Genomic DNA, 15,648 nt, shown 5'->3' on the forward strand with positions numbered 1-15,648 from the left:
CAAGGAATAAAGAAATTGTATTTATTTGAAAAATATAGTTGAAGAATTTTATAGAGAAAATGTAGCAAATTCTATATTACAAGAGATACAAGGTGTAGCTCCAATAGAAGACAGAAGTACGAAGACCTAAACAACTTTCTGAACCAAATTTTAGTAAGGCTTCAACTAATTTAACTGCATTTGAAACAAAACTAAATAGTAAAACCTAATTAAATGTGAAATTCAACTAAAATTTAATTCTACATAAGTAACAAAAGATATTCATGAAAATGGATACTTTCTCTTCTAAAAAGTATCTATTTTATGTCCATGTACAAGTGTAGAAAGACATAAAAGTCTAAACTAAAATCTCACAAATAATTGTTGATAAATAGTAATTACCATATAGCAATAGGATTTGTAAATAATAATCAAACCACATACCTAAAATCTCGAAGATTATACTTTAATGAAAAGAATTCGAGGACTTTTTGCAAAGTACGAAAAATTAGAACGTGAACTTAAAGAAGTTAAATATTGCTTGTTGAAAGCAATATTTGTAGCACATAAGATTAATACGTAAAGCAATTATCTTTATATAATCTTGATATGAATTTTACTTTGTCTTTCTATAAATATGATTTTATCTAAATATAAACAAATTACACTCTCCTTATAAAGCATCGAGGAGAGATAATGATGAATCCATTTAGAAAAACAACCCTGTTTGTATTTACACTATCAGTACTAAATACAAACATTGGTATGTCACATGGTGATATTCCTATATTTACTAAAATACAACCTGCAATACCACAAGAGGAGAATGCAAAATCAGAAGTAGAATATATGAGAAATGAATCAGTAGAATCAGAAAAGGTACTTGAAAAAGAAAATAGGCCCATAGAGCAAGAAAAAGTGATAGTAAGGCCATTGGATGTGCCGCTGATTCTACAAAAACCAGAATTGATGAGAGGTTGTGAAGTAACGAGCCTTGCTATGGTGTTGCAATTTTCAGGTGTACAAGTCGATAAGATGGAACTCGCTGCAAAGATAAAGTCTGTACCATTTCAGGGAAAGGGTATAAAGGGGAATATGCACAAAGGGTTTATTGGGGATATAGCTACATTTGATAAACCTGGACTAGGTGTTTATGTAGAGCCGATTTTAGAATTGGCAAAGGAGTATGTTTCAGAAGAGAAAGTGAAGGATCTAAGTCACAAAGAACCTCAGCAAATATATGAGGCGATAGACAGAGGGCAACCTGTATGGGTATTAACAAATGCCCGTTTTAAACGGTTACCTGATGATGAATTTTATACATGGCGTACAGATGCAGGAGAAATGAAAGTGACATATCACCAGCATAGTGTCGTTGTGACCGATTATGATGAACAATATGTATATATTAACGATCCACTAAAGAAGGACAAACACAGAGCAATTGATCGGAATAGTTTTGAACAAGCCTGGATTCAAATGGGAAGACAAGCGATGACAGTTTCAATGTAAAACGAACGTAGATTGGATGAGAATAGAGATGAAAAAAGTTTTAATAGTTGAAGATGAACAGATTATCCGAGAGACTGTAGCCCATTATTTCTCGCATGATGGATATGAAGTAATTACAGCGGAAGATGGTCAAATTGGGCTAGATTTGTTTGCTGAACAAGAGCATAATATCAGTTTAGTTATTTTGGATATTATGCTCCCATTAATGGATGGATGGTCAGTGTGTAGACGTATTCGAAAGAATTCTAATGTTCCTATTATCCTATTAACGGCACGAAGTGATGAAGATGATACGTTACTTGGATTTGAACTTGGGGCAGACGATTATGTAACAAAACCATTTAAACCGTCTATTTTATTAGCGAGAGCAAAACGTTTGTTCAAAGATACAAATCAACAAGTACAATATCAGGACTGTATTAATTTATGTGGTATTCGCTTAGATAAATCAGCACGTTCTGTTTCAATAGATGGACAAAAAATAGATTTTACACATACAGAATATGAAATTTTACACTCTTTAATGCAACACAAGGAACAAGTACTATCAAGAGAGCAGTTAATCACAAATATTTGGGGATACGATTATGATGGAGATGATAAAACACTAACTGCACATATGCGTAATGTACGATTAAAACTTGGTGAGAAAGCAAAACACATTATTACAGTTGTTCGTACGGGTTATAAATTTGAGGTAGAAAAATGATGAGAAAGAAGATTGTGTTTCAGTTATTTTCTCTTACCTTTTTACTATGTTGCATGATTATCGCAGCTATCTTTTTCGGACAAATGTATGTGATGAAATACTTATATATAGATAAAGAAAAAGAAAATGTTCAGAAGCAATTACAACGGTACTATACATTTTATGAAGCTCATAAACAGGATGAAAATACACTCCAGAGGAAGGAACTCTCGTATGCTAATCAGCAGGGTATTATGATTGCTAGGCTCGATAAAGAAGCCAATATCAAGAAATTACCATCAGGAGATCATTATATAAAAACAGTTGATAAAAATGATTCGAGTCGATCCTCTAAGGTTGTGTTTAATAATTTAATCAATGCAAAGAAAGATATGGATCCTAATTTCAGTATATTAATTACAAGTTTACTCAATAAAACGACTAAACTAGCTATCATGGATACAGTAAGTAAAAGATCGAATAAAGACATAGTGATTCCTACAACATTGAGAATAAAAGGTTATGATGGAAATTTTGTTGCACCTACTTATTATCAGATTGATAAATATATGATGTCTGGTGCTAAAAATGGTATGAAGGTTTTTTCAAAAGAAGAAAGTGAGAAATATTATTTCTTAGAGGGAATTGTAACAGAGATAAATTTCCCAGTTTACTTCAATTCAAAAATGAATAATACATTGTATAGTAATGAGGTGTTTGCAAATCGTATTTTGCAATTTCAATCGGAATGGATCAGCGATAAAGTGAAATTACAAGGAGACGAATGGGTTCAGAATGAAATCAGTATAGATGGAATCAAGTATCTAGAAACGATAAAACCACTCATGCAAAATGGACAAGTAAATGAATTCATTTATACATTGTCTTCGTTACAACCGATTACAAAAGTGACAGATGTAATGAGTGATTATTATATATATTATAGCATTTGTGCTGATTCTATCGCTGGTTGTATGTTTATATTATTCAAGAATTATTACCAAACCATTACTAAAAATTAATGAAGCAACGAAAAAAATAATGCAATTTCAATTTCAAGATAAGCTTTCTATCAAATCAAAAAATGAAATTGGTGAGCTTTCCTCTAATATTAATCAACTCTCAGAAAGAATGGAAGGATATATCAATCAGTTAAAAACAGACTTAGAAAAAGAGAAAAAATTAGAACAGACACGAAAAGATTTCATTGCAGGCGTTTCGCATGAATTAAAAACGCCACTCAGTGTCATGCAAATATCTGCATCTATGCTGCAAGATGGAATCGCGCCTGAAATGAATCAATATTATTGGGAAGCATTAGAAAAAGAAATAGAGAAAATGAATGTGTTAATAGATGAAATGTTGAATTTGGCTAAATATGAATCCGGAACGTACCAAATACAGATGGAGCAGGTTAATATAGGGAATTTAATTCAAAAGGCAGCAAAAGATTTACAAGTTCAAATTAAAGAAAAATCACTACACATCAAATTAAATATAGATAATGTTTGTGTTAAAGGTAAAACACATCTGTTAGAACAGGTCATAACAAACTTGTTTACCAACGCGATTCGCTATACAGATGCGAATCGAACCATTGTGATAGATGTAAACGAGAAACAACATGACGTATATATAGGGTTTGAAAATAAAGGGGCACATATAGCAGAAGAAAACATAGATAAAATATGGGATCAATTCTATAGAGTGGATAAATCAAGAAAAAGAGTATATGGTGGAACGGGTCTTGGACTTTCAATTGTAAAAAATATATTAGATTTACATAATGTAAAGTACGGTGTAACTAATACAAAAGATGGGGTATTGTTCTACTTCCATTTAGAAAAATGGGATACAAAGTAGTAAGATGTAACATTGATATTATAGATTTTACTGTGGTGTTAAAGGCGATTTACATTCATATAAATTATTTTTAAAAAGGTGCGGAGTCAACTGAAATGTACCCTTTAAAATGGACAGTTTAATAAAAAAAAACTGAAAAATCAAGCCCGGAAAAGATGGTTCCGATATTCAATCGGAATCATCTTTTTTAATGTTCACTGATAACGATTATAATTATACCCCTCCATCTATTAATGGTATCTTTAGTAAAGTTGAAGAATATGTAGGCTAAAGCGTCCATAGCGTTGCTTTTTTTGGTTATATAAGGGTAATATCATATAGGAGTAGAGGCCATGCATATTTGCACCAGAACCGGTTAAAATTAAGGTGGTTCAGTTAGAGAAAGGAACTTTATGGTATCATTTTAGCGAGTTTATTTATATTAAACTATATAAATAAGAAGTTGCATAAAGGTAAGTAAATATTATAATTGATTTTGAACCATTTAATCCAACAATAAATGACATAGCGATCAAACTTACTATGGTACTTTTTATACCGTTATTCTTAGCCTTGCTTATCAAAGTCATACTTATGAAATTTATGAGAGAATCGATTGCTGGCAGACTAGCATATCTATCTTGTCTATTTTTTATGTACTATGTATTTAAATTTGTTACAGAGTAGAAAGACATCTTAGGATGTCTTTTCTTTATAAATAACAGTAATGTAGTATTTAAGCCTATACGTTCACACAAGATTACATGTATTTAGTTCTGTATATCAATAAAGTTTTGGAACTTGATTTTCTTATCCAATCAAGTTCCAAAAAACTCTAAACTAAAAACTTATAAAGAATCTTTGATAAATAGCCATTATTATAAATTTTGTAGGTACTTTCATGTCTTAATAACAGGACATGAAAGTCTAAACCTTTTGAACATAGGACAAAAAACTCTTAACTACTTAGCCAGTAATATCTTTAACTTATTTTATTATAATAGATGAAAATAATGATAAAATTATACCTTTTTCCTAATTGCACGTGTGAATATTCTGATACAATAGAATTAAATAAATTTAAAGTTAGGGTGAAACGTAATGTGGGATAGTCATTTCCATGGTACTCCAAGTAAAGTGATAGTTGAAGAGATTTCTTCGGAAAACAATAGTGATAAAACTTTTAAAGTTGGACAAATATATTCACATCCATTATATGTTTATAAGCTAGAAATTTCTAAAATTGAAGCGTATAAAGGTGAAAGTTATAGTTATAGAAATGCTTCTATATTTGTAAAGCCTTGCTTTTTTAATAGGGAAAATGAAATTGTTAAATTAGATGAGTATGAGATGACTACAGAAGAATTGAACGCAGACAAATGGTGGATTGAATCAGAAAAATAGAGGTGAGAATACTATGATTAATTTACTTATAAATACAGGTCTTTCTAAAAAGCTGTTAAGTGAATGGCATCCTATCAAGAATGGTCACTTGAATCCTGAAGATATTACATATGGAAGTTACGAATATATTTGGTGGGAGTGCTCTGAGGGACATGTTTGGGGATCAACTCCTAATGATAGGCTGAAAGTTGAAGATGAGCTTTGTCCAAAGTGTATGAAGAAAAAGCAGCAGCTAGATAAATTAAACAATGTTAATAAAATAGAAGCTAAATCACTTAGATGTATTGATCCAGATTTATCTAAGCAATGGAATTTCAAAAGAAATGCAGATGTAACACCTGATAATGAGATGATTGATGAAGAGAATTGGAATGTTAGATGGTGGATATGTGGTAAGGGTCATGAGTGGAAGGAGTCTGTTAGAAGTAGACTTCATGATAAAACTGTGTGTCCATACTGTTCAAATAAGAAAGTTTGCAAAGACAACTCATTAGCAACAATGTATCCAGAGATAGCAAAGGAGTTTTGTATCTTTGACACATGTTATCGGCAGAAATTCCGAAATCCATATGAGGCAATTTATACTTCAAATGAAGAAGTAATGTGGGTTTGTAAAGAAGGTCATATGTGGAGAGAAAAAATAAATTTAAGAGTGAAAAATGGTAAGGGATGTAGAACTTGTGAAAAGTATCAACAGTCAATTGCTCTTCATAACCCAGAAATAGCAAAAGAATGGCATCCTACAAAGAATAAAGAAGTATATGGTGTAACAACACCAGAGGAGACATCTACCAGATGTAACGAAAGAGCATGGTGGATTTGTGGTAAGTGTGGACATGAATATAAAGCAATGGTCAAAGCTAGACATGAAGGGGCTGCAAAATGTCCGTCATGTTATCCTCCAGAACCAAGGGTAAGAAAAAAGAAAAGAGAAGCTTTATTTCAAACTTATAATAAGATGGAAGATAATAGGGTTATCTTTGAGAAGAATTTAAGAGGAAAATTTAAAGATAGTGAAGGATAGCTTGAAATCTTTTTTCAAATTTGTGCTGGGAAGCTAAAAAACTAAAAAAGTGTCCTTTTTGCTTTTTTAGTTTTTTACATTTTATTTTGTGGAAATGAATTTAAATAAAAGCACCTATAAATCTCTAAGGTGCTTATTTTACTATATCTAGACCTTGCTATTTTGTGTAGCAAGGTCTTTTATTATATGTTCTATTTATAAAGTGAATTTAGTACGATAGAACATTTTCAATACTCCTAGAAATCATAGCAGTGCTTTTTTGTTATAAAGGATAATATTATATAGGAGTAGAAGCCATGCATATGACAAAAAAGAACAATTTCGGTAGGAATCCTGATTGTTCCCTGAAATGCGTCTTATATTTGCAAAAGAACCGGTTAAAATTAAGATTGTTCAGTTGGAGGAAGGAACCTTATGGTATCTTTTTAGCGAGTTTATTTGTATAATTTTATTCTTTAAATAGAACGATAAGAGAAAGGTAAGTGAATATTATAATTAATTTCGAACCATTTAATCCAATAATGAATGACATAGCGATCAAACTTGCTATGGTACTATTTATACCGTTATTCTTAGCATTGCTTGTCAAAGTCATACTTATGAAATTTATGAGAGAATCCGTTGCTGGCAGGCTAGCCTATCTATCTTGTCTATTTTTTATGTACTATGTATTTAAATTTGTTACAGAATAGATAGGCATCTTAGGATGCCTTTTTTATAAATAAAAGTAACGTAGTATTTAAACATATACGTTCACACAAGATCACATGTATTTAGTTCTGTAAATCTATAAAACTTTAGTTTGGATTTTCTTGGCCCAAGCTAGTCCCAAAAATGAGAGTTTAGAGTTTCATGCCTTTGTACAGTACATTAAGATAGGAGGGGAGTTTAACTCACATTTCCTCAACTGTTCGTTAAATTCCGATTTAACGAACAGTTGGTATTGTCTTATTTATATGTTATGATGTTATTGTCATTTATTATAAGTTGAGGAGAATTAATATGAAAATTCCTTTTATGAAAGAAAAAACAAAAAAAGTAGAAAAAAGATATTTGCAAGCAGAAACATTTGTACAACTATTCTGTGGTTTAATGATTCCTAGAATACGAGACGGAAAAGACATTGAGACAGCTTGGAATGAAATAAAAGATTACTTTGAGGAACCTCGTTTTAAACATGAAAAAGTATGTTTCAGTAAAGGTTTGAAGTATAATTTCGAAGATCTTATTGAAGCATACAATGAATTATATTATGAAGAAACACCCGTCTACTTCAATTTACTACAAGTATTTAAAGAATACCATGCCAGTGAAAAACAAATATTAGCTGATCAGTTAACCATTTATCAGGTAATGAATACAAGAGTGCCTTATAGTACAGAGTCCTACTTTCCCAACACTAAATAATAGTTTGTAAATGTTATAGTATGAATGACGTATGAATCATCCATAATGAAATTTTCAAGCGAATTAGTAAATAGAATATGATTTCAAAACGACAAGAACATTTGTTCGTTAAAATTGTATTTAACGTGAAGAATAGATAGCTGTTTTTTTATTCTTCGTATATAATCAAATTTCCCACTATGAAAGGATGTTTTTTACTGTGAGATCTAATTTTGTAGATATTGTAGGGTATCAGTTTGAAAAAGTTCATACAGGTGCTATAAAATGGTTGTTAGACTCAAGCAATGAATTGATTGATCACAACGAAAAATCAAATGTGCTTCGCAATTTATATAAAATGTGTGGCATCCTCCCCCCTTTCAAAAGTTCGGATATTGATTTTATAGAGTGTAAACCCGAATTTTCTATCGGAAGTGGAAAAAGAGTGGATCTTGTTATTGAAATAACACTAAATAATGGTGACCTAAAATATATAGTAATCGAAATGAAAGTTGACACTATAGCCAAAAAAGACCAACTTACTGCAACCTACGATGGTTTTCACAGCAGCGAAGATGCTATATTTATTCTTTTCCTGTTTGGATCTTCTCAAATTTGTCAGATTCCAAAACATAAGCACTTTAATACTTTTTGCTTAAATGATATCATGTCTGCCTTTAATAACATTGATAGTGAGCACTATATATACAGGGATTGGATGGACTCTTTGCAAGTCGAGTTAAAAAAAGGTAAAACCATTAAGAACTTACTTCCTACTTTAACTAATATTAAAGATAAAGATTCTTGGCGCAAGAACGGGTATCGTACGCATTTCACTGCTTTTTATTACCTTTACAAACATCTAAAATCCAATTCAAAAAACGAAATAGCCTGGAATATTTACAGTGGTAATAATAATCCAATTATGAATTGGGAACCAGGATGGTTAGATAAAACCATTTCTAATAAAAAAATAACATTCTATTGGGAATTTAATTATCAAGATCTTATTTTAAAAGTTAAATTACCAACGGAAGGGTATCTTTCAAGTCAAGAATTACATCAATTAAAATCAAATATTATTTCAATAGTATCTAAAAATCCCCAAATTAAGGGAAATATTGCTCGTAGGCAATCAATACCTAGAGTATATAACTCCCTATATAAATGGAAGTTTGACTTTTTAACGGAGAGTTTTGAAGAGATAATGATGAAAGCAGAATTAATTATTCAAAAAATTCATCCCGAATTAAAAAAATCTAATTGGGAATTTCCCAAAAGTAAATCAGTATAATACTCCAAAGTATTAGAGGTGTATAAAATGAGTAACAAAGAAAAAGAACGCTTTAAATCACTTGTCGAAAAGCACAAAAAAAATATGCCCTGGTATGTAGTAGAATATATAGAAATGAAAGCAATGCTCTCCCCTGCTACTTTATATGGATATATAACAGAATTTGAAAAGTTTTTTAAATGGATGATTGAGAAACGAATAGCGGTCATAAATGGAAATGTCGCAACTGAAATACATGAAATTCCAATTGAATTGTTAGAAAGCCTACCTTTAAATGAAGTGAATCGATTTCATATGTACCTTAAGAGTGAAGGTATTGAAATCAAAGCAATTAACAGGACCTTTTCGGCTTTAAAATCTCTTTTTAAATACCTTTCACAAAAAACTGAAGATGAATATGGGAATAGCTATCTTTCACGAAATGTAATGGATAAAATAGAATTACATAAAGAAAAAATAGATGCTGCAGCAAGAGCAGATGATGTAGCGAATATGATATTTAATAATAATGATGATGCTGCATTCCTGCGCTTTCTAGCAAACGATTATGAATTTATTCTGAAAGAAACTTCTACTCGTAAATACAATTACTTTTTACGTGACAAAGAACGTGATATTGCCTTAATTAGCCTTATTTTAGGTACAGGGCTACGTGTATCAGAATTAGCAAGTCTTAGCCTATCTAGCGTTAATTTCCGCCAAAAAACTATCAAAGTGATTCGTAAAGGGAATAAAAAATCATCCATACTTGCTACTCAATCCAGTCTAGATGATGTACAAGAGTATTTGAAAGTACGCCAAGAAAGGTATGGTTGTCCTCCAGAAGAAGAAATTATGTTTGTAACAAGGTACCAAGGAAAATACACCCAGCTTTCTGTCCGTGCCATACAAAATTTAGTAGATAAATATACAAGTGCATTTGATGAAAAACGCAGTCCTCATAAACTACGACATACCTATGCTACAAATCATTATAAAGAAAATAAGGATCTAGTATTATTACGCGATCAACTTGGCCATACCTCTGTTGAAGTTACTAGTATTTATACTAATATTAATAACGAGAAGAAACGCGAAGCCATTGATCGATTAGAAAAAAGACAATTTGAATAAAAACAGGATACTTCCTTAAAGAAGTATCCTGTTTTTATACTGTTGAATTTATTACTCAGTGATAAAAAAACTTACCAGCCTGAAACACCAGTTAATACAGCTTGATTGGCTGAATTACATTTATTATACACTTCCCAATAAGCATCTACGATCCAACCTTTTTTATACTCTCTATCAGCTGAGAACGCTGCATATAGTGCTGTGCCTAAATTCACTAATTCGAATTGAGATGCTGACTCAATATTCTTGACTCGTTCTTGTAAATTAGCTGAAAAGGCTTCAATATCCTTTTGTGATGTTAACTGTTGAATTTGTTGGTATAAGTAATTTGAAAGCCCCTTAGCGGGTATATTATTTGATAATGCACTTAAAATCTTTTCAAGTAAACTCTTTTTCATTCTTGTTCAACCCCATTTCAATTTATGTAAACTAAACGTATTAGGTTTTTATATAATACATTATATCATTATATTATGTATTATATATGTAATCACGAAAAATCACCGTTCAATTTTTCTATCCCCCCTTAACTAAATAAAGGTGAAATTTTCATATTCACTTGGAGCAGTTGCCCTTAATCCCAACCACTTTTTCTCTTTTCTTGTTCTATTGTTATGCGTTCTTTATATTCATAAGCCTTTATTTCATTACCTACATCAATTTGGTTAAAAACATCACTTTTCACGTCTATAATTCGCATCTTTTCATTCGTATATAATGTAATAAGATGTTTGTCTGGAGAACCTGTATCACCCATAAGAGGATTTCCAGGATCGCCTTCAATAAATTTTTTATCGATAACCTTCGCCTGTACTAACCTTCCTTTTTTTACTGTCTCTTCTTCAATTTCATATTCTGTCATAGCTGACTGTATTGCCGGAAAAATAAACCACACAATTATAATCGTAATAATAGTTATAAAAAAACACACTATAACATTTGCATTGGTTTTTTCATTAGATTTATGCATTATATTTATCCCTTCCCAGTTATGAAAATCACTTCTCTCTTACTTCTACAATTCTTTCTTTACTGAGTTGAATTCCTTCTTCTTCACTTATAGCTTATTAATATTCATCTCGGCACTCCCCCTTTCAGAGTATTAATTTTAGAATAATATATATATAAATTATATATTTTATATATACGAAAAACAACAATAAACTTAATGAAGTTTATTGTTGTTTTTTGAGCGATGAGTGAATTAACTTTTTTTTCAGAATTTTATTGATAAATAAATTAAAATTACATAATATATCCTGCTTTTCTGCTATGATGGTAATAAATAGGATACTCTATAGGATGGGGGAATATATAATGATTGCTTCGATAAAGGGTAATGAGCAAATCACAAAAATGTTAAATGACTGGTATATAGAGATTCGTGCCAGACATATTGGAAAGGCGCATAAATTAAAAGTTGAAATTGATCAAAAAATACACAATATTGAAGAGGACCAAAACCTGCTTTTATACTATTCTCTTTTAGATTTTCGTCATCAATATATGGTTGATAGTTTAAGCATTGGAAAAGACAGTTTTGATAAGGTTGAATCATTAGAGGTGCCTGCAGATCAGTTTTTATCGTACTACTACCATTTCTTTAAAGCTATTCATTCAAATATTACAGGTAACTTTACAAGTGCGAAAGAACATTACAACAAAGCTGAAGAACTATTAAACCATATCCCGGATGAAGTTGAACATGGAGAATTTTATTTCAAACTATCCACTTTCCATTATCATATCTATAAGCCATTGGCGGCTATCAAAGAAGCAACTAAGGCAAAAGAGATTTTTAAAAAGCATGCAGGATATGAGGCTACTATTGCGTTATGTGATAATTTAATTGGTTTAGCTTGTACACACTTAAAACAATTTGAAGAAGCTGAAGAACACTTTATTACAGCTATTAATACATTTAAAAAATCAGGTGAAGAAAAATTTATTACGTTTGTTCGTCACAACTTAGGATTAATGTATGCTGGCCAAAATTTATCTGAACTAGCAATACGATACTTATCTGAAGTAATACAAGAACTCCCTAAAGACTATAAAGCAATCTTTATTAAGGCTAGAGAGCATATGGAAATGGGAGATTCAGAGGAAACTTCTAACCTTATAGATAAAGGATTAGAAGTTTGTAAAGAGCTTAAAAATGAAGAGTACGAACATCACTTTTGGATTTTAGAAAAGTTAAATCAAAAAGTAACCGCTGACGAATTAGAAAAGACAATTAAAACAGGAATCTCTTATTTTGAGAGAGAAAACCTACATGAGTACGTACAAGAATACGCTAAAAAATTAGCAGTTTTATTCCATCAAGAGAATAACCGTTCAAAAGCAAGTGATTATTTTTACCTTAGCCATCAAGCCGAAGAAAAAAACTTTGAGAAGGAGGCTTTAAAATGAGAAAAGTAATTTTTAGCTTAATCGGGATTACAGCTGCATTCACATTTATTTTGAATTCTAGCCATGCAACTGATACACAGAAAGCGCTTAGTGAGGAAAAAATTGTACAATATGCTCACGGCCATACTGGCGGATGATAAAAAACAAGGGTCTTCACTTCATTGTGAGGACTTTTATTTTTATATGGGGATCCCTATTATAAAATTACAAAATACAATCATTTCAGAATCTTAATATAGAAATTAAAAGTAACTGGTTCCTTTTGCATCCATAAAAGGGAGCTTAAAATTTTAAGAGAGGAATTAACTATTAATGCATACACAAGAAGATTTCTATAAAAAATTAATAGAGGAACAAAGACTAGTAACAATATTTTTAATAAACGGAGTAAGAGTACCTGGCATTATTATTGCTGTTGATAAATTTTCAGTGCTAGTCTCCAGTAACGGAAAGCAACAATTCCTTTATAAACAAGCTATTTCAACGGTTTCTTTATAAATATAAATCTGCTTAAAATTGAATTTTTTTAATTTAAAAAGTGGTAAAAACAAAAAAGGAATCCTTAATAAAAGGATTCACCCCAGGAAATATAGATAAATAAAAAGAATTAAGTTTATTATAAAATAAAAGCATACTAAACATATTGAGAAACAAAAAATATTGAAGGTTGAAAGCAAAGAATAATGTTTGCTATACTAAATGCGCACAAATATATGCAAAATCACAAATAAAATAAGGGCAGCTATGCTAGGCTGCCCTTATTTTATTTTTAATTTCATAATCCGCTATTTAATTTGAGGTATTTATAAACCTAGTACACTAACAATCTGACATGCTTTGGAATTTGCAATATGATAGTACATCTCTAACCCTCTTCTTTCCGAGCGGAGAATCTTGCCACGCATCTTAGATAAGTGCTGAGATACAGTTGATTGAGGGACATCTAATAGCTCTGTTAATTGTGTTACATTACAAATTTTGCGGTGTTCTAGCTCCTTCACAATTTGTAACCTAACTGGATGGGCCATAATCTTTAATAATTCTACATCCGCCTCTGGGATTTTGTACATTTCATTACTTGCTTGAATAGTTGTCATTTTAATTTCTCCTTTTATAATTTTGTTTTATTTTAATTATCTATTTTTAAGTATGTTGTGTTTACTTGAGTACATTGTTCATAACCACTATAATGTTTATTCTTTTGTCTCTCTATCAGATTCAATATATATAAGTATTATGATGACTAAAAATCCAATAAAAGATAGCATAGGTATCGAAATGAAACCGAATAAATTTAAGTAATCTTCTGTACATGAAACTCCTACTGAACAAATCTTCATCTCATTAATAGGAAATGCTTGTATTGTAATTTGATATACAGATAATATTAAACCGATACACGTAAATGGAAATGCATACATGCTGACGCGCGGATCTTTTCTATACATTCCTATCCCCAATATTAATACTAATGGATACATGGCCATTCTTTGGTACCAGCATAAATCACATGGCGGCAGCTTCATCCATTCACTAAAAAATAAACTAATTAGCATTGCACTAGTAGCTATCATCCAAGCAATTGCAATGTGGTACTTACGAATCCATTCCATTTTATGTTCTCCTCACACGATTTTAATTGTATTGAAGGTTTTATAATAAGGATGCAATATTATCTCAATTATCTATTTAGAATGTCACTAATTTATTTCCGTATTTGGAATAACCGGTTTCAATGGATAGTATCCAATCATTTAGATCTTCCCAGTCATACCCCTTATCTTTCAACTCTGGTGGAAAGCAATTCTCAAAATCATCACGCATTCCGTACATAGTTTCTAATGCTGTTTCTAGTGGACCGAATCTATATACAATATGTGTTTTCACTCGTTTGTTTTTCTTTTCTGCTACAGCCAAATATACATATCGTCTTTCCTTTGCTAAAACGAACTTCAAAAACCCTGGAATTTGACTCATCTAAAAAATGCCCCTTTCGGTTTTCCTTACCCCTTTCTTTTGTATACGAGTAAGGAAAACAAGCGTTTTTGCCGTATTAATTTAAGAGGTGTCTCATTTTTTTGCTTTGAAAATACAAGACCACACTCATCATCACAATATTTATTACACCGGCTGCAGCTCCAATTTTTGCAATAACATATACAAATTCATTACCGCTAAATGGAAATAGACTCAAAAAAATAAAAAAAGTAGAAATAAAAAAAGATAAGAGCATGTTTCTTTTGTTCCCATTCATTCAAGAAACCTCCTTTTGGAATAAGTATTGATATTAAGCTGCATCATTACGGTTATAATGCCGATTCTTTTCATCTACAAATCCTTTAATGCCCCACACACCAGCCTTTAATTCTTTTGCTTCTTTTTCTGCTTCTAGCATTTCAGGTAGAAATGTAGTATTAAGTCTAGAGATATAGGCTATAATCCCATAACCAGACTTGACCATTAATTCATTAATATGTATTCCGTTACAAAATACATAAGCCAATTTCCTACCGTATTTGTCTTCTTTTTGTCCCCGATCATAAACCAAAGTTACACTTTTCCCTTCTAGTTGTTTCTTTAAAAAGGAAGAGGCTTCTTTTCCCATCTTTTGTGGTGGGATTTTTTGAGATACAGACTCAGGAGTATCCAATAACAGTAACCGTACCGTCTGTTTCTGCCTCTTTACGTTCACGTCTATCGTATCTCCGTCCTTTATATGTAATACCTTCCCTTTAACAGTCTCTAAGTCTTTTATTTTTCCCTTATAAGCTTCTGGAACATCAACAATACCTTTCCCTTCCATGTGCTGTTGTATCCCGTTTTGTACTGCTTGGGCAGGTCTTGATTCATTATTTATTTGTGTCGAATTGCTACATGCTGCCATTTGAAGTACGAATGATGTTAAACAAATAGCCTTAATCCATATTTTCATATCGAAATTTCTTCCTCCTAATCAAAATTCGTAAATAGCTGCATCTCAAAAACAAATAAAAA

The 15,648-nt window shown here is 31.2% G+C and carries 18 protein-coding genes and 1 pseudogene; 12 read left to right on the forward strand and 7 right to left on the reverse strand.

Going from position 1 to position 15,648, the window contains the following annotated elements; translation table 11 throughout:
• Window positions 1–675: 675 nt before the first annotated feature.
• The 9 genes and pseudogenes from K5S59_RS22975 to xerS all read left to right on the forward strand — a co-directional run bounded on the left by K5S59_RS22975 (window position 676) and on the right by xerS (window position 10,242).
• Window positions 676–1,491, forward strand: coding sequence for a C39 family peptidase (locus K5S59_RS22975; protein WP_001997354.1), 816 nt, complete (start codon window positions 676–678; stop codon window positions 1,489–1,491).
• A 28-nt stretch (window positions 1,492–1,519) separates the two neighbouring features.
• A complete protein-coding gene (locus K5S59_RS22980) occupies window positions 1,520–2,200 on the forward strand; it encodes a response regulator transcription factor (protein WP_000756749.1) in 681 nt (226 codons plus the stop codon).
• Window positions 2,200–4,042: pseudogene (locus K5S59_RS22985) on the forward strand (sensor histidine kinase). The gene K5S59_RS22980 and the pseudogene K5S59_RS22985 overlap by 1 nt, the downstream one beginning before the upstream one ends.
• Window positions 4,043–5,122: 1,080 nt before the next feature.
• Window positions 5,123–5,425, forward strand: coding sequence for a hypothetical protein (locus tag K5S59_RS22990; RefSeq protein WP_000263523.1), 303 nt, complete (start codon window positions 5,123–5,125; stop codon window positions 5,423–5,425).
• Window positions 5,426–5,438: 13 nt separating this feature from the next.
• Entirely contained in the window at window positions 5,439–6,449 is a 1,011-nt protein-coding gene (locus K5S59_RS22995; protein WP_000609152.1) for a zinc-ribbon domain-containing protein, read from the forward strand.
• Between the two features lie 482 nt (window positions 6,450–6,931).
• Entirely contained in the window at window positions 6,932–7,141 is a 210-nt protein-coding gene (locus K5S59_RS30280; protein ID WP_001021329.1) for a hypothetical protein, read from the forward strand.
• Window positions 7,142–7,451: 310 nt separating this feature from the next.
• Entirely contained in the window at window positions 7,452–7,856 is a 405-nt protein-coding gene (locus K5S59_RS23000) for a hypothetical protein (protein ID WP_000701128.1), read from the forward strand.
• 187 nt (window positions 7,857–8,043) lie between these two features.
• On the forward strand, window positions 8,044–9,129 hold the full coding sequence (locus K5S59_RS23005; RefSeq protein ID WP_002073815.1) for a PD-(D/E)XK nuclease family protein: 1,086 nt from the start codon (window positions 8,044–8,046) through the stop codon (window positions 9,127–9,129).
• A gap of 27 nt (window positions 9,130–9,156) precedes the next feature.
• The gene (gene xerS, locus K5S59_RS23010) at window positions 9,157–10,242 is read left to right on the forward strand and encodes a tyrosine recombinase XerS (RefSeq protein WP_000066152.1); all 1,086 of its coding nucleotides are present in this window, start codon (window positions 9,157–9,159) and stop codon (window positions 10,240–10,242) included.
• Between the two features lie 71 nt (window positions 10,243–10,313).
• Here the strand turns inward: xerS and K5S59_RS23015 are convergent, their stop codons facing one another.
• Together K5S59_RS23015 and K5S59_RS23020 are read right to left on the reverse strand one after the other, a co-directional pair.
• Window positions 10,314–10,640 carry a hypothetical protein gene (locus K5S59_RS23015; RefSeq protein WP_000749219.1) on the reverse strand — a complete coding sequence of 109 codons (327 nt, stop codon included), beginning with the start codon at window positions 10,638–10,640 and terminating at the stop codon, window positions 10,314–10,316.
• Window positions 10,641–10,816: 176 nt separating this feature from the next.
• Window positions 10,817–11,212, reverse strand: coding sequence for a hypothetical protein (locus tag K5S59_RS23020; RefSeq protein ID WP_000549611.1), 396 nt, complete (start codon window positions 11,210–11,212; stop codon window positions 10,817–10,819).
• A gap of 347 nt (window positions 11,213–11,559) precedes the next feature.
• On the opposite strand from K5S59_RS23020, the gene K5S59_RS23025 reads away from it, so the two are divergent.
• The 3 genes from K5S59_RS23025 to hfq all read left to right on the forward strand — a co-directional run bounded on the left by K5S59_RS23025 (window position 11,560) and on the right by hfq (window position 13,152).
• On the forward strand, window positions 11,560–12,654 hold the full coding sequence (locus K5S59_RS23025) for a Rap family tetratricopeptide repeat protein (protein WP_000561969.1): 1,095 nt from the start codon (window positions 11,560–11,562) through the stop codon (window positions 12,652–12,654).
• Window positions 12,651–12,791 carry a hypothetical protein gene (locus K5S59_RS23030; RefSeq protein WP_001233271.1) on the forward strand — a complete coding sequence of 47 codons (141 nt, stop codon included), beginning with the start codon at window positions 12,651–12,653 and terminating at the stop codon, window positions 12,789–12,791. The genes K5S59_RS23025 and K5S59_RS23030 overlap by 4 nt, the downstream gene beginning before the upstream one ends.
• Before the next feature lie 175 nt (window positions 12,792–12,966).
• The gene (gene hfq / locus K5S59_RS23035) at window positions 12,967–13,152 is read left to right on the forward strand and encodes an RNA chaperone Hfq (RefSeq protein ID WP_000557400.1); all 186 of its coding nucleotides are present in this window, start codon (window positions 12,967–12,969) and stop codon (window positions 13,150–13,152) included.
• A 305-nt stretch (window positions 13,153–13,457) separates the two neighbouring features.
• Here hfq and K5S59_RS23040 read toward each other — a convergent pair whose 3' ends face one another.
• The 5 genes from K5S59_RS23040 to K5S59_RS23060 form a co-directional block, all read right to left on the reverse strand.
• The gene (locus K5S59_RS23040) at window positions 13,458–13,751 is read right to left on the reverse strand and encodes an ArsR/SmtB family transcription factor (RefSeq protein ID WP_000207870.1); all 294 of its coding nucleotides are present in this window, start codon (window positions 13,749–13,751) and stop codon (window positions 13,458–13,460) included.
• Window positions 13,752–13,847: 96 nt separating this feature from the next.
• Window positions 13,848–14,267: a disulfide oxidoreductase gene (locus K5S59_RS23045; protein WP_000454806.1), complete on the reverse strand. Its 420-nt coding sequence runs from the start codon at window positions 14,265–14,267 to the stop codon at window positions 13,848–13,850.
• Window positions 14,268–14,343: 76 nt separating this feature from the next.
• Window positions 14,344–14,631: a hypothetical protein gene (locus tag K5S59_RS23050; protein WP_000078380.1), complete on the reverse strand. Its 288-nt coding sequence runs from the start codon at window positions 14,629–14,631 to the stop codon at window positions 14,344–14,346.
• 76 nt (window positions 14,632–14,707) lie between these two features.
• Window positions 14,708–14,908, reverse strand: a complete 201-nt coding sequence (locus K5S59_RS23055; RefSeq protein WP_001014120.1) for a hypothetical protein — start codon at window positions 14,906–14,908, stop codon at window positions 14,708–14,710.
• A gap of 33 nt (window positions 14,909–14,941) precedes the next feature.
• Window positions 14,942–15,586: a thermonuclease family protein gene (locus tag K5S59_RS23060; protein WP_000708141.1), complete on the reverse strand. Its 645-nt coding sequence runs from the start codon at window positions 15,584–15,586 to the stop codon at window positions 14,942–14,944.
• Between the last annotated feature and the right edge of the window lie 62 nt (window positions 15,587–15,648).

Source organism: Bacillus sp. BML-BC051 (assembly GCF_019656175.1).
Taxonomy (GTDB): Bacteria; Bacillota; Bacilli; order Bacillales; family Bacillaceae_G; genus Bacillus_A; species Bacillus_A mobilis.